Source organism: Achromobacter sp. 1011811831 (genome assembly GCF_059760905.1).
The window spans coordinates 1-15,665 of sequence record NZ_JCBANG010000117.1 but is presented as its reverse complement, the minus strand read 5'-3'; the positions used below and the strand labels follow the sequence as shown (position 1 = coordinate 15,665).

13 protein-coding genes are annotated in these 15,665 nt (G+C 69.5%); 6 read left to right on the top strand and 7 right to left on the bottom strand.

Annotated elements, in window-relative coordinates; genetic code table 11:
• Positions 1-1,061 (top strand): polyphosphate kinase 2 (ppk2, locus tag AC6LJ9_RS27850; RefSeq protein ID WP_498150063.1); only part of this gene is annotated, 1,061 nt, incomplete at its 5' end.
• Between the two features lie 13 nt (positions 1,062-1,074).
• Here the strand turns inward: ppk2 and AC6LJ9_RS27845 are convergent.
• Complete coding sequence (locus tag AC6LJ9_RS27845) at positions 1,075-1,455, bottom strand: RNA-binding S4 domain-containing protein (protein ID WP_212321520.1); 381 nt, start codon at positions 1,453-1,455, stop codon at positions 1,075-1,077.
• A gap of 146 nt (positions 1,456-1,601) precedes the next feature.
• Between AC6LJ9_RS27845 and AC6LJ9_RS27840 the strand changes: the two genes are divergently transcribed.
• Entirely contained in the window at positions 1,602-3,350 is a 1,749-nt protein-coding gene (locus AC6LJ9_RS27840; protein WP_498150062.1) for an alkaline phosphatase D family protein, read from the top strand.
• 47 nt (positions 3,351-3,397) lie between these two features.
• Here the strand turns inward: AC6LJ9_RS27840 and AC6LJ9_RS27835 are convergent, their stop codons facing one another.
• Positions 3,398-5,158 carry a putative bifunctional diguanylate cyclase/phosphodiesterase gene (locus tag AC6LJ9_RS27835; RefSeq protein ID WP_498150061.1) on the bottom strand — a complete coding sequence of 587 codons (1,761 nt, stop codon included), beginning with the start codon at positions 5,156-5,158 and terminating at the stop codon, positions 3,398-3,400.
• Positions 5,159-5,520: 362 nt separating this feature from the next.
• Between AC6LJ9_RS27835 and AC6LJ9_RS27830 the strand changes: the two genes are divergently transcribed.
• Positions 5,521-6,051, top strand: coding sequence for a YbbD-related protein (locus AC6LJ9_RS27830; RefSeq protein ID WP_498150060.1), 531 nt, complete (start codon positions 5,521-5,523; stop codon positions 6,049-6,051).
• A gap of 106 nt (positions 6,052-6,157) precedes the next feature.
• On the opposite strand, the gene AC6LJ9_RS27825 is transcribed toward AC6LJ9_RS27830, so the two are convergent.
• Together AC6LJ9_RS27825 and AC6LJ9_RS27820 are read right to left on the bottom strand one after the other, a co-directional pair.
• Positions 6,158-7,147 (bottom strand): tripartite tricarboxylate transporter substrate binding protein, encoded by a 990-nt coding sequence (locus AC6LJ9_RS27825; RefSeq protein ID WP_498150059.1) that lies wholly within the window; start codon positions 7,145-7,147, stop codon positions 6,158-6,160.
• Positions 7,144-7,968 carry an amidohydrolase family protein gene (locus tag AC6LJ9_RS27820; RefSeq protein WP_498150058.1) on the bottom strand — a complete coding sequence of 275 codons (825 nt, stop codon included), beginning with the start codon at positions 7,966-7,968 and terminating at the stop codon, positions 7,144-7,146. Before AC6LJ9_RS27820 ends, AC6LJ9_RS27825 begins: the two co-directional genes overlap by 4 nt.
• A gap of 122 nt (positions 7,969-8,090) precedes the next feature.
• On the opposite strand from AC6LJ9_RS27820, the gene AC6LJ9_RS27815 reads away from it, so the two are divergent.
• Both AC6LJ9_RS27815 and AC6LJ9_RS27810 read left to right on the top strand, forming a co-directional pair.
• Positions 8,091-8,993, top strand: coding sequence for a LysR family transcriptional regulator (locus AC6LJ9_RS27815; protein ID WP_498150057.1), 903 nt, complete (start codon positions 8,091-8,093; stop codon positions 8,991-8,993).
• A gap of 84 nt (positions 8,994-9,077) precedes the next feature.
• Positions 9,078-10,895 (top strand): ABC transporter ATP-binding protein/permease, encoded by a 1,818-nt coding sequence (locus AC6LJ9_RS27810; RefSeq protein WP_498150056.1) that lies wholly within the window; start codon positions 9,078-9,080, stop codon positions 10,893-10,895.
• A 36-nt stretch (positions 10,896-10,931) separates the two neighbouring features.
• Here the strand turns inward: AC6LJ9_RS27810 and AC6LJ9_RS27805 are convergent, their stop codons facing one another.
• The 3 genes from AC6LJ9_RS27805 to AC6LJ9_RS27795 all read right to left on the bottom strand — a co-directional run bounded on the left by AC6LJ9_RS27805 (position 10,932) and on the right by AC6LJ9_RS27795 (position 14,985).
• Positions 10,932-12,347, bottom strand: a complete 1,416-nt coding sequence (locus AC6LJ9_RS27805) for a TonB family protein (protein ID WP_498150055.1) — start codon at positions 12,345-12,347, stop codon at positions 10,932-10,934.
• A 4-nt stretch (positions 12,348-12,351) separates the two neighbouring features.
• Positions 12,352-14,082, bottom strand: a complete 1,731-nt coding sequence (locus AC6LJ9_RS27800) for an Hsp70 family protein (protein WP_498150054.1) — start codon at positions 14,080-14,082, stop codon at positions 12,352-12,354.
• Between the two features lie 102 nt (positions 14,083-14,184).
• Positions 14,185-14,985, bottom strand: a complete 801-nt coding sequence (locus tag AC6LJ9_RS27795) for an aspartate dehydrogenase (protein ID WP_498150053.1) — start codon at positions 14,983-14,985, stop codon at positions 14,185-14,187.
• 134 nt (positions 14,986-15,119) lie between these two features.
• Between AC6LJ9_RS27795 and AC6LJ9_RS27790 the strand changes: the two genes are divergently transcribed.
• On the top strand, positions 15,120-15,638 hold the full coding sequence (locus tag AC6LJ9_RS27790) for a GNAT family N-acetyltransferase (protein WP_498150052.1): 519 nt from the start codon (positions 15,120-15,122) through the stop codon (positions 15,636-15,638).
• The last annotated feature ends 27 nt before the right edge of the window (positions 15,639-15,665 follow it).

Below are 15,665 nucleotides of genomic sequence, written 5' to 3'. Positions count from 1 at the left end.
GCGCCGATGCCACCGCGCCGGCGGCCCGCCCGCGCGCGGCGGCCGACGAGCCCGCCGCCCAGCTGCGCCGCCGCGTCGCCGAGCGCGAGGACGCCGCTCGCCAGGAGACCGCCGCCGTGCTGGCCGACATCGCCCGCCGCTACCAGGCCGCCGGCCCCGGCCAGGCGCAGGAGGCGCTGCGCGCGGTGATCGAGGAACTGTCGCCGGATGACGCGCGCGCCGTGCACCGCGCCTTGCTGGAAGTGAACGTGCAGGGGCCCGTCGGCCGCCGCAATCCGGACGACGAGCTGGCCGTGGACTGGCGCGAGGGCATCTATCCCTACCGCCACCGCATGCTGCGGCGCAATTACGAAAAGCAGAAGTACGCGCTGCAAGTCGAGCTGCTGAAGCTGCAGGCCTGGGTCAAGGCCACAGGCCAGCGCGTGGTGATCCTGTTCGAGGGGCGCGACGCGGCCGGCAAGGGCGGCACCATCAAGCGCATGATGGAACACCTGAACCCGCGCGGGGCGCGCGTGGTCGCGCTGGAGAAGCCGTCCGACACCGAACGCGGCCAGTGGTACTTCCAGCGCTACGTGCAGCACCTGCCCACGGCGGGCGAGATCGTCATGTTCGACCGCTCCTGGTACAACCGCGCCGGCGTCGAGCGCGTGATGGGCTTCTGCGACCAGACCGAGTACCTGGAGTTCCTGCGCCAGGTGCCGGACTTCGAGCGACACCTGGTGTCCAGCGGCATCCACCTGGTCAAGTTCTGGTTCTCGGTGAGCCAGGAAGAGCAGCGCCGCCGCTTCCAGCAGCGCAAGGTGCATCCGCTCAAGCAGTGGAAGCTCAGCCCGGTCGACCTGGCCTCGCTGGACAAGTGGGACGACTACACGCGCGCCAAGGAGGCCATGTTCGCGCACACCGACACGGCCGACGCGCCGTGGATCGTGGTCAAGTCCGACTGCAAGAAGCGCGCGCGCCTGAACGCCATGCGCTACGTGCTCAACCGCCTGCCGTACGACGGCAAGAGCGGTGATCCGGACATGGCGCTGGATCCGCTGATCGTGGGCCGCGCGCTCTGATCGCGCCGGCGGCCTACTTGCCGCGCATGCGGTCGATCAGGCGCCGGTCGCGCTTGGTCGGCCGGCCGTCGGCCAGGTCCAGCGCCGGCTCGGGCGCCAGCCGCCGCTGCTCGGCGGCGCGTTCGCGCGCCTGAGCGCTTTCCGGCGTTTCCTCATAGAGCTGCCGCGCCACCGGCGCGGGGCCGCGCGCGCCGCTCACCGCGCGTACCAGCACCTCGATGGCGGGGTCTTCCTTGCGCACCTGGATGCGGTCGCCAGCCGCGACTTCGCGCGCCGGCTTGGCCGGCTGGCCGTTGACCAGGATGCGGCCCTTGCCGATTTCCTGTGACGCCAGGCTGCGCGTCTTGTAGAAGCGGGCCGCCCACAGCCATTTGTCGAGCCGGATCTTTTCCATGTGAATTCGGGGTGCAGCGGAACAAGGAAAAGAATGATAACCGCGCCGCGCTTGGCGTTTCGCGCCGCCGCCATTACGCTGCCCTCAGGCCGGGAGGGGCCGGGCGGCGTGGGCCGCCGGCGCGATGGCCGCAGGGGGAGAGCGACATGGCGAAATTGCTGCTGGGACCGGTGCTGTCGTTTCGCGGCGCGGGCGCGGACGGAACGTGGAAGGTATCGGCGCTGATCGGCGTGGATGAGGGCGCCGGCGCGCCCGCGCTGTCGCTGGAGGGCAAGCGGGCGGCCGCGCCGGTGACGCTGTTGCGTCATCAGGGGCGCGTCTACCTGCGCTACGACCTGTCGTGCAAGGCGCGCAAGGATGAACGGCGGGTGTCCTACGCCATCGACGGCGTGGACGAGACCTGGCAGTTCACCGTGCCGGCCAAGGGCGCGGCGCCGCGCATGGCCTACGTGTCCTGTAACGGGTTTTCCGATCCGGGTGGCATGCGCAAGCTCATCAAGGCCGAGAACGCCGTGTGGGCCGACCTGCTGTGCAACCACGACAGGCAGCTGCGGCCGGCCGATTATGCGCTCGATCGCGAGCAGCTGTGGCACGAGGCGCAGATCCACGACCAGGGCGGCCAGCGCTTTCACTTGATGCTGATGGGCGGCGACCAGATCTACTTCGATTCGATCTGGGAAGACATCAAGCCGCTCAAGCGCTGGATCGGGCTGACGCGTGACGAACAGCTGCGCTATCCGGTGGACGCCGCGCTGGAGCGCGAGATCGAGGACTACTACCTGCGCCTGTACGCCGACCGCTGGCTGCGCAAGGACCGCGCGCCCTGGGGTGGCGGGGCGACGCCGCTGGACGCCGCCCAGGCCATGGCGCGCATGCCCACGGTGATGATGTGGGACGACCACGATATCTTCGACGGCTGGGGCTCCTACAGTCCGGAGATGCAGCGCAGCCCCTTGTTCCAGCGCCTGTTCCACCATGCCCGCCGCGCGTTCTGGGTGTTCCAGATGCAGCACGCCATCGAGCTGCTGCCGCCGTTGACGCCGCGCGCCGACGTGCGGGTGCGGGACGACGATCCGCTGTACGCGCCCATCGCCTGGCCGCGCGTCCTGGCGGGCGACAAGCTGGCCCTGCCGCTGCTGGACGGGCAGCCGGGCTTCTCCTTCGCGCACCAGGCGGGACCGGTCAGCCTGATGGTCGCCGACCTGCGCAGCGAGCGTTCCCAGGAGCAGGTGATGGGTCCCGCGTCCTGGGACGCGATGCAGCGCTGGCTGGCGGCCTTGCCCGCCGGCGCCGCGCGCGCGCCGCGCCACCTGCTGTTCATGTCCTCGGTGCCCGTGGTGCATCCCAAGCTCTCGCTGGCCGAGGCCTTCATGGGCAGTTTTGGCCAGGACCACGTGCTGGACAGCAGCGCCGACGATCTCAAGGATCACTGGACCAATGACGATCATGAAGGCGAGCGCCGGCGCCTGGTCGAGACCCTGCTGCGCACCGCCAGGGACAAGCGCCTGCGCGCGACCATCGTGTCGGGCGACGTGCACGTGGCGGCCTGGGGCGTGGTCTATCGCAAGGACGTGGAGCCGGCCGACAACTGGGCGCAGATCCAGCAGCTGACCTCGACCGCGGTGGTGCATCCCTCGCTGGTGTCCGTCATGGAGCGGCTGTTCTTCCACGTGCTCAACAGCGTGGCCGGTTCCGCGCAGACGCTGGACGTCAACCTGAGCGCCGAGATGATGCTGTTCCCGGGCTCGAACCGCTACGTGATGGCGGCCCGCAACTGGCTGGCGCTGGAACTGGACGAAGGCGCGGGCAAGCTGTGGGCGAGCTGGCGCTGCGAGACCAAGGAATCCTTCACCAACCATCTGCTGGCGACCGATCCGGTCAGGGTCCAGGGCTAGGGCAACGCGGAGGGCCGGTGGCATCGCGCGACTTCCGCCGCCGGTTGTCAGGGCGGCGAGAAGTCCCCGCCGTCGCGCTCGTCGCCCTCGGGAATGTCGCCGGCGGTCGCTGCGGCGATCATCGCGGCGAAGGCGGCCGGAGGAAGGGGGCGGCTGAACAGATAGCCCTGCATCGCGTCGCAGCCCTCGTCCTGCAGCAACTGGCGCTGCGCCTCGGTCTCCACGCCTTCGGCCAGCGTGCGCATGCCCAGCGAATGGGCCAGCCAGACGATGCCGCGAATCACGGCGGTGGCGGTGGACACCGCGCCCAGCGCCCAGACGAAGGACTTGTCGATCTTGAGCGTGCTGATCGGCACCTGCATCAGGTAGGCCATGCTGGCCTGGCCCGAGCCGAAGTCGTCCAGCGACGCGCTGATGCCGGCCTGGCGCAGCTCGCGCAGCGCGGCCGTGGCCTGGTCCACGTTGCTCATCAGCGTGTTCTCGGTGATCTCGACTTCGAGCAGCGCGGGCGGCACGCCGTGCGATTGGCACAGGCGCACCAGGGTGGCGGCCAGGTTCGGCGCCAGCAGTTGCCGGGCCGACAGGTTGAAGCAGACCTTGGGGATGGGCAGCCCGACGGTCAGCCATTCGCTCAGGTGCCAGCAGGCAGTGTCGACCACCCACTCGGTCAGCGCCAGTTCCTGCGGCGAGTCCAGCAGCACGTCCAGGAACGAGGCCGGTCCGAGCAGGCCGCGCGACGGATGGCGCCAGCGCAGCAGCGCCTCGGCGCCGCAGATGGAGCCGTTGCGCATGTCGACCTGGGGCTGGAAATGCAGCTCGAACTGGTTGTCGTCCAGCGCGGCCTGGATGTCGCCGCGCAGCGCGTTGCGCTCCTGCAAGCCGGGACTCAGCTCGTGGCGGTAGACGCGCACCTGCGAGCGGCCTGCGGCCTTGGCCGCGTACATGGCCGCGTCGGCGTAGTCCAGCAGCACGTCGGCGGAATCGGCCGGCGAATTCATGGTGGCGATGCCGATGCTCGCGCCCAGCGATACCGAGCGGCCGTGAATCTGGTGCGGCATGGACAGCAGGTTCAGCAAGGAGTTGGCCAGCGCCTCGGCGGCGCGTTCGCTGGTGTCGCGCAACACCAGCGCGAACTCGTCGCCGCCGGCGCGCGCGCAGAAGATGGACGGGGTCTGGAAGCGGCGCAGGCGCTCGGCCACGTCGCGCAGCAGCGCGTCGCCCTCGGCATGGCCGAAGGTGTCGTTGACTTCCTTGAAGCGGTCCAGGTCCAGGAACAGCACGGCCAGCAGCGTGCGCTGGCGGCCCAGGCCGGCGGCGGCCTCGGCGATGGCGCCGGACAGCGTGTCCATGAACTGGCGCCGGTTGGGCAGGCCGGTCAGGAAATCGTGCGTCGCCTGGTAGCGCAGCTGCGAGATCTTGGCGTGCACGTGGGACACATCGCGCAGCACCAGGACGATGCCGTCGCGCGCCGGAAAGGCGCGGGCCTCGAACCAGGACGCCAGCGGCGCGTAGTAGCCGGTATGGGCCGCCGGCTGGCCGGTGGCGGCGACGGCGCGGCAGGCGTCGTGGTAGCCCGAGCCGGCCAGGTCGGGATAGCTGTCCCAGACGTTGTGGCCGGCCAGCTCGCCCAGGCTGCGCCGCAGCAGGCGCGCCGCGGCCGGGTTCAGATAGCGCACGCGCCATTCCGGATCCAGCCAGATGAAGGGATCGCTCAGGCTGTCGAGCATGGCTTGGGACGCGGCCGGGTCGGTCGCGGGCAGGCCGGCCTCGGGCCGGAAGGGGACGGGCGCATTGCTCTCTGGTTTCATCTTTTTATGCCGGTTTGGTGCAGCGGTGTAGGAATGAAGATGCTCAGGCATGGCGTCGCGTCCCGGGCCGCGCTGGCCGGAACTGGATGCGCGGTATGCAATATTTTGCAAGGTTTCTGATGTTTTATCTCATCCAGGCAAACCCGGAGTAGAAACCTGCCGGTGCGCGCCGGATGGGGGGCTGGCGCCGACTTTCGCGCCTTCGGGCGATGGCGCGAAGGCGAGTTGCCGCCTGATTGCCCGCGCGTTGTGCTAAAAGCTCGTCGCCGGGCATGGGCCGGGCTGGCGTCCTGTCGGGCGTGCGGACAATGAGGGCGTGCGGCACCGGAAGATGCTGCCGCGCAACACAAGGAAAGGACCTGATGCGATTCCTGAATTCCATGCCGGCACGGATCCGCGCGGTCGTTGCTTTGGTCGTCGTGCTGGCGGGCGTCTCGCTGGTTGCGCGATTCGACGACGGCCAGGAGCGGCGCTTCGAATCCTATGATGCGATGCGGGCCGAAGGGCAGGGCAGCTACACCTGGTTTCCCGTGTTCCTGCCCGCGTCGGCGCGACAGATTGTCTTGTATACGCGGGTCGACACGAACTATTTCCATGCCGGGTTTTCATTGGATGCCAAGGCCATGGCGGATTTCGACGTCCAACTGAAAACCGGCGCCTCCGCCGACGGCCTGCGTCTGTTGCGCGAGCAGCAGCGCGGCATCGGCCGGGCCTGGTGCGCGCGGGCACAGTCCCAGGGCGGTGGGTCAGATACGCTCTACCTGATCGGCAAGGACGCTGCCGTCGACGGTCGGTATTTCATGGTTGGTCTGGCGAGCGCCCCGGCCGGCGCGGACGCCCGTGCGATGAAGCAGGCGGCGGGCCGGTACTGCGAATCCGAACCGGGCGCATAGGGATCCGGTCGCGACGGCGCAAAAAAAAACGGCGCTCCGAAGAGCGCCGCAAACCGGCAAACCGGGAGCCGGGCCTGTCTCGGCCCGGCCGTATTCAATGCGGACTTCAGTCCAGCTTCAGATTGGCTTCCTTGACCACGCGCTGCCATTTCTCGATCTCGGCGCGGCGGAAGGTGTCCAGTTCGGCGGGCGTGGAGCCGATGGGCTCGGCGCCGATGCCGGCCAGCTGTTCGGCGATCGCCGGGTCCTTCAGCACCTTGGCCAGCGCCTGCGACAGCTGCGTGACGACCTCGGGCGGCGTGCCGGCCGGCGCGAACACGGCGTTCCATTCATAGGTCTCGTAGCCGGGCACGCCGGATTCGGCGATGGTGGGCAGGTCCGGGGCGGCCGGCGAGCGGGTCGAGCCGCCCAGCGCGACGGCGCGCAGCTTGCCGTTCTTCACGTGCTGCCAGGCCGAGCCCATGCTGGCGAACATGACCGGCACCTGGCCGGACATGACGTCGATCATGGCCGGGCCGCCGCCCTTGTAGGCCACGTGCTGCAGCTGGGTCTTGGCCAGCAGGTTGAACAGCTCGCCGGCCAGGTGCTGGGCCGAGCCGGGACCGGCCGAGGCGAAGTAGACATGGCTCTTTTGATCCGGCTGGCCGAGCTTGATCAGGTCGGCCACGGTCTTGACTTCATACGAGGGCGTCACGACCAGCACGTTGGGCACGCGCAGCAGCAGCGACACCGGCGCGAAGGCGGTCAGCGTGTCGAACTGCATGCGCGAGTGCAGCGCGGGGTTTTGCGCGTGGTTCGAGGCGTCCAGCATCAGCGTGTAGCCGTCGGGCTGGGCCTTGGCGACGACCGCGCCGCCGATCATGCCGCCCGCGCCGCCACGGTTCTCGATCACCACGGGCTGGCCCAGCTCGGCGGCCAGCTTGGGGCCGATCAGGCGGGCGACGACGTCGACCGTGCCGCCGGGCGGGTAGGTGACCACCAGCGTGATCGCGCGCTCGGGGTAGGCGGCCGAGGCCGCGCCGGCGCCGCCGGCCAGCAATCCGGCGGCCAGCAGCAGGGCGCCGCGGCGGGCAACGCGTTTGAACAGAGGGGTCATCGTGCTTCTCCAGTGAATTGAAACAACCGCAGCGGGGTATCGGCAAGCACTGCTTGCCGCGCCGCGGCATCGTCGATCCAGGCGTCCAGCCACTGCGTCGCCGCGGTGTAGGACGCCAGGTGGCGATGCTCGGTATGGGGCCAGTCGCTGCCCCACATGAGCCGGTCGGGCGTGTAGGCGTCCAGCAGCAGCCGGGCGGCTTCACGGCCGGCCCGCGCATAGTCCGGCGCCGGCCAGTTGCGATAGGGCGCCGCCAGCTTGACCCAGACCTGGCCGCTGTTGGCCTGGCGCAGCAGGTAGGCGAAGCCGGGGTCGGCGATGCCCAGGGCCGGGTCCGGACGACCGAAGTGGTCAATGACCACGCGGCAGCCGGCGGCCAGCAGGGCCGGCATGATAGCGGGCAGGCGGCTCGCCTGCAGATGCACTTCCACATGCCAGCCCAGCGTGTTGACGTGCGCCAGCAATTCCTGCCAGGCGGGCTGGTCCAGCGCGGGCAGGGGCAGGCCGATCAGGTTGAGCCGGATGCCGGCCACGCCGGCCTCGGCCAGCGCCAGCAGATCCTCGGTCGCGATGCCGGGCGACACCACGGCGACCCCGCGCAGCCGGCCGCCGGCGGCGCGCAGCGCCGCGACCAGATGGCTGTTGTCGGTGCCCAGGAAGCTGGGCTGCACCAGCACGCCGCGCGCCACGCCGTGCGCGTCCAGCAAGGCCAGGTATTGCGTCAGCGTCGCGTCGTAGTCCGGCGTGTGCCGGCGCGCGTCGGCCAGCGCCAATCCCTGGCGAAAGACATGCGCATGAGTGTCGATGGCGGGGCCTTGCAAGCGGGTCTCCTGCGGGGCGGCGCCGGCCTGGAGCGGACGCCTGTTTTCCGTATGGCGGAATTCTAGAAAGGCAAGGTATAGTTTTCTATTGTTAGAAAATGTTTTATTCATACCGGATTGATATGGAAACCCGGCATCTGCGTTATTTCCTGGCGGTGATGGACCATGGCAGCGTCAGCCGCGCCGCTGAATGGCTGGGCATCGCGCAGCCCGCGCTGAGCCAGGCGCTGGGCCGCATGGAGAAGGACCTGGGCGTGCGCCTGTTCGAGCGCTCCCGCCTGGGCGCCGCGCCCACGTCGGCGGCGCTGGCCATCGTCGAGGACGCGCGCGTCAGCGTGGCCCGCATCGACGCCGCCGAGCAACGCGCCCGCGAGATCGCGCGCGGCAGCGCCGGCCAGCTGACCGTGGGGCTGGTGACCTCGGCGCTGTTCGACACGCTGCCGCGCGCGCTGCGCGAACTGCGGCGGCAGGCGCCGGGCGTGAAGGTGGTGCTGCGCGAGATGAGCAATGCCGAGCAGGCCCAGGCCCTGCAGGACGGCGGCATCGACATCGGCCTGATGCACACGCCGGTGGCCGTGGGCGGACGCATGCGCGAACGCCAGCTGCTGCGCGAGCGGCTGGTGGCCGCGGTGCCCGACGAGTTCGAGCTGGACCCGGACGGGCAGACCTCGCTGGCGCGCATCGCGCAGGCCGGGCTGGTGATGTACCCGCAGGCGCAGCTGCCTTCGTTCTATGCGGATATCCTCGACGCCCTGCGCAAGGCGGGCCACGACGCCCACGTGGCGCAGGAGGCCAACCGCACGCTGACCGTGCTGTCCTGCGTGGCCGGCGGCTGCGGCGTGGCGCTGCTGCCCAGCTGGATCCGGTCGATGGATTTCAGCGGCGTGCGCTTTTGCGAAGTGCGCGACGGACAGTCGCTGCCCAGCTTCGACCTGAGCGCGATCTGGCCCGCGCGCTCGGTGCCGACGCTGGCCGATCTGTTCGCCAACCTGGACTTGCGGCCCGCCGGCGCGTCGCAGACTTAAGCCGGGCTTAAGGCGGCGCGGCGCATCGGAACTCGGCTCGCGCGCCCCGTCTAACTTGGAAATCCCGCACAAGGTTTCCAAGCGATGGACCTGAACTGGAACGACCAGCTCGCGCAAAGCGCATGGTGGCTGTTGCGCGCCTTCTGTATCACGGCCGTGGCGCTGGCCGTGTCCGCCGCCTTGCTGGCCCGCTTCACCGGCTGGGGCCGCAAGTTCTGGCGGCTGGCCTGGCCCTACCTGACGCCGCGGCGCAGCTGGCGGCCGCTGCTGACCGTCGCGCTGCTGCTGTTCCTGGCCATGTTCGCCGTGCGCATGACGGTGCTGTTTTCCTATTGGTACAACGGCTTCTACAGTGCGCTGCAGGCGCTGGATCAAAAGGCGTTCTGGCATTTCCTCGCCATCTTCGGCGTGCTGGCCAGCGTGCACGTGCTGCGCACGCTGGCCGACAGCTATGCCGGCCAGGCTTTCGACATCCATTGGCGCGTGTGGCTCAACGAGCGCCTGACGCATGACTGGCTGGACGGCCGCGCCTACTATCGCGGCCATTTCCTGGACCAGCCCGTCGACAACCCCGACCAGCGCATCGAGCAGGACGTCGGGCTATTTGTCGCCGGCACGCGCACGCTGGCCATCGGCGCCCTGAGCGCGGTGGTGTCGCTGGTGGAGTTCACCGCCATCCTGTGGGGCTTGTCGGGGGCGCTGGCGGTGGCGGGCGTGGAAATCCCGCGCGCCATGGTGTTCATGGTCTATGTGTACGTCGTCATCGCCACCGTGTTCGCGTTCCGCATAGGCCGTCCGCTGATCCGGCTGAGCTTCCTGTCCGAGCGCCTGACCGCCAACTTCCGCTATGCGTTGGTGCGGCTGCGCGAGAACGCCGAGAACGTGGCGTTCTACCAGGGCGAGGGCGTGGAGCGCGCCACGCTGCGCGAGCGCTTCCTGGCCTACGTGGCCAATCTGTGGGCGCGCGTCTACCGGGGCCTGAAGTTCGACGGCTTCAACCTGGCCGTGAGCCAGGTGGCGGTGGTGTTTCCCTTCCTGCTGCAGGCGCCGCGCTTCTTTTCCGGCGCGATCAAGCTGGGCGACATGATGCAGACCTCGCAGGCCTTCGGGCAGGTGCAGGACGCGCTGTCCTTCTTCCGCACCTCATACGACACCTTCGCCCAGTACCGCGCCACGCTGGACCGCTTGAGCGGCTTCCTGGATGCCAACGAGGCCGCGCGCGCCTTGCCGGCCGTGACTGCCGAGGACCATGGCGAGCTGGCGCTGGATGGGCTGAGCGTGCAGCGGCCCGATGGCAGGCCCATGGTTAGCGGCCTGGACCTGCGTCTACTGCCGGGGCAGGCGCTGCTGATCAAGGGGCCGTCGGGCAGCGGCAAGACCACGCTGCTGCGCGCGCTGGCCGGCTTGTGGCCCTGTGCGCAGGGCCGGCTGCGGCGGCCGCTGGGCGCGCGGGCGCTGTTCCTGTCGCAGCGGCCCTACCTGCCGCTGGGCGAGCTGCGCGGGGCGGTGGCGTATCCGGGCCTGGCCGGCCCGCGGGATGATGCGCGCCTGGCCGACGCGCTGGAGCGCGTGAACCTGGGCCATCTGGCGCCGCGCCTGGGCGAAGCCGCCGACTGGTCGCGCGTCTTGTCCATCGGCGAGCAGCAGCGCCTGGCGTTCGCGCGGGTGTTGTACAACCGGCCCGCGATCGTGTTCCTGGACGAGGCCACCTCGGCGACCGACGAGGGACTGGAGCATGCGCTGTACCGCCGGCTGCGCGCGGACCTGCCCGAGGCGATGCTGGTCAGCGTGGGGCATCGAGGGACGCTGGATGCGTTCCATAGCCACCGGCTGGAGCTGGATGGGACGGGCAGGTGGTCGATGGGGCCGATGGAGAAAACGCCGCGGCGGGAAGCGGCCTAGCATGCCGTCCGGCGGATACGCCAGCGGCTGCGGCCGTCAACGTTGCCGGCTCGATGGTGAATCGGGGATGTATCGGAACACCAGTACGGCTTGGCTGAACGATGGCTTGCCGTCGCGTTCGACGGGCTGCATGCGGAGCTGGTCCGCGGCCGCGAGCGCGGCGATGTTCAGCGCGCGGTTGGGATCGGGCGACAGGATGACCGCATGCCGCACCACGCCTTTTTCGTCCAGCAGCACGCGCATGTAGACAACGCCGCCGATGCCGTTGCGCCATTCCCCCGTGGGATAAATCGGATCGGGATATTTCGCGAAGACCAGCGCGTCTGGCAGATCGTCGGGCCACCGGCCAGGGGGTACGCCGAGCACGGTGCACCAGCCCAGGTCGGCGAGCGGACCGCTGACGCAATGCTCGGCATAGGACTTCATTGTCAGGGACTTGACGGTGACGTGCCCGTCCATCTTCACGGAACGCAATGGCGCGACCTGCGGATAGGTCAATGGACGATGCGCGTCGTGATACATGTAGATCAGCGCGAGCACGCAGACGATGGTGATCCAGACCTTGATCCGATGCATCGACATCCAGGCGAGCAGCCACCGCCCTCGGAGCCAGCGCGCCGCCGCGCCGCGCCAAGCCGTCGCGGCCTCGGCGCCGATGTCGAGCGCGGCGAGGTCCGGGGCTTCACGGCACAACGTCTCCAGGCTGTCGCCGTGCTTGATGGCTTGCCAGAACATGGGCTTGCGCCACCGCCGCGCCGCGCGCAGCGCGGCTTGCATGGCGGGATGCTGTTCCGGCGGCAGGCGGGCCAGGAATTCCATCTGATCCTGAATGCGCTGGAACCAGAGAGACAGGTTCCAGTCGTCGGGAAACGGCTGACCTACCTGGTTCCAGCCGAAGTGGCGGGTCGCCGCCTCGAACAGCGCCAGTTGCCGATCCGGCTGGTCCCGGATGGACTGCGCCAGGCTGGCGGACAGTTGCTCGACGGCATCCAGGCGCGACAGGCGCTCGTCCAGCATCGCCTTTCCCAACAGTGTCCTGTGTTGGTCGGCGGCCGCCTGCATCAGCGTGCGCGTCCAGTGGATCACGCCTTCGGCCTGTTGTTCGGGTGTGGGGCCAGGCGCGGGTGCGGGCGCTGTCCAGGCGGGAGCGGCCTTGCCAGCGCGAGGTGTGTCGATGGGGCGTGATTCGTCCTGGGCCGACGCGGGATCCAGGCTGGGGGTTGCCGCGGCTGTTTCCATCGGCGCGGGGCCGGGTTCCGGCTCTTCGTCGTCTTGCTCGCGCTGCCATTCGGCCCAGGCGCGTGCGCGCTCGTAGGCTTCGCGCAGTGCGGCGAAACCTTCCGGGTCGCCGGCCTGGTCCGTGCGCTTGAGCAGCGCGGCATACGCGCGGCGGATGGCTTTCTGGTCGGTGGTGGGCGAGATGCCGAGCGTCGAGAACAGTGCGTCAGGCATGCGGCTATTCGCTGTAGCCGGGATCGTAGGCACGATCGAATACGCTGTACCGTTCCAGCGCGTCGACCTCTTGCGTCAGCCGGGCTCGCGCGGGCGGAATGAGGCGTGCGTCCTGCTGCTCAAGCACTTGCTCGAACAGCAGGATTTCATTGGCCAGATGTTGCCGCTCGTCGCCCCGCAATACCTGATAGACCCGCTCGGCGCGCGCCAGCAGCGTGCGGTTCGCGGTCTGCTCGCGCGGATGGATCTTGAGCGAGGCCAGTTCTTGCAGCCGGCGTTGGACTTCGGCGTCGCTCATATGCTTGTCGGCGCTCTGGATCACGATGCGCTGGCGCTGGCTTGATCCGGGCATGCCGGCCTCGACTTCCAGCAGGCCGTTGACGTCGTAGGTGAAGCGGACCTGGAACGACGACTCGGCGCGCGGTCGGCGCGATAGCGGCATCTTCAGCGTGCCCAGCAGGATGTTGTCGCGCACCAGCCGGGATTCACCCTGGTAGATGTTCAGCTCCACTTCGAGCTGGTTGTCGTCCACGGGTGAGTAGGTTTCCTCGCGGCTGATCGGCACGACGCTGTTGCGTTCGATGATCGGAGAGAAGTGTCCGTCGACGCGCTGGCCCGACGGCAGGGTGCGCGTGACTTCGACACCCAGAGTGTAGGGGCACACGTCCGTCATGACCACTTCGTCCAGCGCCTGGTCCTTCATCTTCAGCCCCGCCATGACGGCAGCGCCCGCCGCCACCACTTCATCGGGGTTCATCTCGATGTTGGGAAAGCGGCCGAACATGCGGGTCACGAGCTGGCGCACCAGCGGCATGCGCGTGGCGCCGCCGGCCAGGACCACGGTGGCGATGTCGGCGCTGCGGATGCGCGCGTCGCGCAAGGCGCGTTCGACGGGCGCGCGCAGACGGGCCAGCAGCGGCTCGCTCCAGTCGGCCAGCCGGTCCTGGGTCAGGTCGAGCGCGTACTCCGTGTCCCGCCACGCGACGCGCAGGCGCGATTCGGCCTGCTGCGACAGCTTGATCTTGGCGATTTCCGCCTGCGCCAGCAGTTGCTGCATGAAGCGAGGATCGTCGCGGGCCTGGGCCGGCACCTCGGCGCGTTGCAGGAACTGCTTGACGATCTCGGCGACGAAGTCCTCGCCGCCCAGGAAGTTGTCGCCGGCCGTGGCGCGGACTTCCATCACGCCCTCGAACAGCTCCAGCACCGACACGTCGAAGGTGCCGCCGCCCAGATCGAATACCAGGAATTGGGTTTCCTCCTGCTGCTGGTGCAGGCCGTAGGCCAGCGCGGCGGCGGTGGGTTCGTTGATCAGGCGCTCGACTTTCAGGCCGGCCAGTTCGCCCGCGATGCGCGTGGCCTGGCGCTGGGAGTCGGAGAAATACGCGGGCACGCTGATGACGGCTTCGAGCACCGGCGCGCCCAGCAGCGCTTCGGCGTCGGCCTTCAGCGCGCGCAGCACCAGCGAGGACAGCTCCTCGGCCCGGAAGTCGCGGTCGCCAAGCCGGAACGGCTTGTCGCTGCCCATATGGCGCTTGAACAGCGCGGCGGAGCGGTCCGGATGGGTTTGCAGGCGTTCGCGCGCGGCCTGGCCCACGAGCAGCGAGCCGTCTTGGTCCAGGCTGACGCAAGAGGGCGTGAGACATGTTCCCAGCGCATTGGGCACCAGGCGCGAGGCGCCGTCCTGCCAGATGGCCGCGAGGCTGTTGGTCGTGCCCAGGTCTATGCCGATGATCATTTTCTTCTCTGGTGCAAACAAGCGGGGCGCGAGCGCGGCTGGCGCGCCGGCGTCCGGTCGGTGTTGCGTGCCGCGGCGGCGCGTGCCGGGCGCCGCCCGGATTCAGGTGCCCACGCGCAGCGGCCCGGTCAGCTTGCGCAGCGCGGCGATGACGCTTTGCGCGGTGATGCGGCCGGTCTTGGGATTGGCCGAGGGGATGTTCTGGATTTCCATCGAGAACGAGGCCGAGTCCGAGTCCACCTCGACGCGGTGGATATTGCGTTCCAGCGCCGGGTCGGCCCAGATTTCCAGCGTGGTCCGGTCCGGGCCGATGCCGGCCAGCGACACGCTGACCGCCACGTTCAGGTTGGCCGGGAAACCGACGGCGGCCTCTCGCGGCGAGCCGCGGAACACCAGGCGCGGCTCGGTGATGCCGGTCAGGTCGATGTTGTTGTCCGCCAGATAGGGGGCGCCCAGCAGGCCGCGCACGGGCTTGCGCGTGATCATCGTGACCGAATGGATTTCGCCTTCGGCGGCGGCGGTGATCGCGTCCAGGCCCAGGATGGCGCCGGACGGCACGATGATCTGGGCGCCGTGCTGGCGCGCCAGCTCGATCAGGTCGGCGTGGCGCAGCAGCGCGCCCGAGCTCAGCACCACCAGCTTCTTGCCGGCCCGCAGCACGGGCTCGGCCAGCTCGCGGAACACGGTGGCCGGCGCGCACTCCACCACCACGTCGCAATGCGCGTGCAGGTCGGCCAGCGTGCTGAAACGCGGCGGCTCGCGCCAGTCGAAGGCGGGCGGGGCCTTGGGGTCGCGCACGGCCACGGCCGCCAGGCTCAGGCCGGGCAGGCCGGCGTTCAGGGATTGCGCCACGGACTGGCCGATGGCGCCGAAGCCGGCGATGCCGACGCGGTAGCTGTTCATGAGGATCCTGCGGACGTTCTGTGTGGGTGGGGCGCGGACGCAGTCGCGGCCGGTCTCAAAATGTAGCGAGCGCGCTGGCGAGGGTCAAGGCGGATCGCCGCGTAAACTCGCTTTTCGCTTTACAGGAGTCCTACATGCGCATTCTTCCCGAAACCCCCGCCGACATCGACGCGATCTTCGCGCTGACGCAAGCCGCTTTCGCGGACCACCCGCACAGCGAGCAGACCGAGGGCTACATCAATAACGCGCTGCGCCGCGCGGGCGCGTTGACCCTGTCGCTGGTGGCGCATGAGGACGGCCGCCAGGTGGGGCACGCGGCGTTCTCGCCGGTGACGATCGGCGATGGTTCGGCGGACTGGTATGGGCTGGGCCCGGTGGCCGTGCTGCCCGACATGCAGGGCAGGGGCGTGGGCGCGGCGCTGATCCGCGAGGGCCTGGCGCGGCTGCGGGCGCTGGGGGCGGCGGGCTGCGTGGTGATGGGCGATCCGGCGTACTACCGCCGCTTCGGCTTCGAGACGCGGCCGGACCTGCGCTACCCGGGCGTGCCGCCGGAGTACTTCATGGCCCTGGTCTACACGCTATCGGCCAGCGGCGACGTGGCTTACCACGAGGCCTTCGCGGCGCGCGCGCCGCAACAGGGCGGCGCGGCGTGAGGGGAGGCGTCCGGGGCGGCCTGGGCC

Coding starts and splice junctions, on each gene's coding strand:
- AC6LJ9_RS27845 (WP_212321520.1), bottom strand. CDS start 1,455: ATGGAAAAGATCCGGCTCGACAAATGGCTGTGGGCGGCCCGCTTCTAC.
- AC6LJ9_RS27840 (WP_498150062.1), top strand. CDS start 1,602: ATGGCGAAATTGCTGCTGGGACCGGTGCTGTCGTTTCGCGGCGCGGGC.
- AC6LJ9_RS27835 (WP_498150061.1), bottom strand. CDS start 5,158: ATGAAACCAGAGAGCAATGCGCCCGTCCCCTTCCGGCCCGAGGCCGGC.
- AC6LJ9_RS27830 (WP_498150060.1), top strand. CDS start 5,521: ATGCGATTCCTGAATTCCATGCCGGCACGGATCCGCGCGGTCGTTGCT.
- AC6LJ9_RS27825 (WP_498150059.1), bottom strand. CDS start 7,147: ATGACCCCTCTGTTCAAACGCGTTGCCCGCCGCGGCGCCCTGCTGCTG.
- AC6LJ9_RS27815 (WP_498150057.1), top strand. CDS start 8,091: ATGGAAACCCGGCATCTGCGTTATTTCCTGGCGGTGATGGACCATGGC.
- AC6LJ9_RS27810 (WP_498150056.1), top strand. CDS start 9,078: ATGGACCTGAACTGGAACGACCAGCTCGCGCAAAGCGCATGGTGGCTG.
- AC6LJ9_RS27805 (WP_498150055.1), bottom strand. CDS start 12,347: ATGCCTGACGCACTGTTCTCGACGCTCGGCATCTCGCCCACCACCGAC.
- AC6LJ9_RS27800 (WP_498150054.1), bottom strand. CDS start 14,082: ATGATCATCGGCATAGACCTGGGCACGACCAACAGCCTCGCGGCCATC.
- AC6LJ9_RS27795 (WP_498150053.1), bottom strand. CDS start 14,985: ATGAACAGCTACCGCGTCGGCATCGCCGGCTTCGGCGCCATCGGCCAG.
- AC6LJ9_RS27790 (WP_498150052.1), top strand. CDS start 15,120: ATGCGCATTCTTCCCGAAACCCCCGCCGACATCGACGCGATCTTCGCG.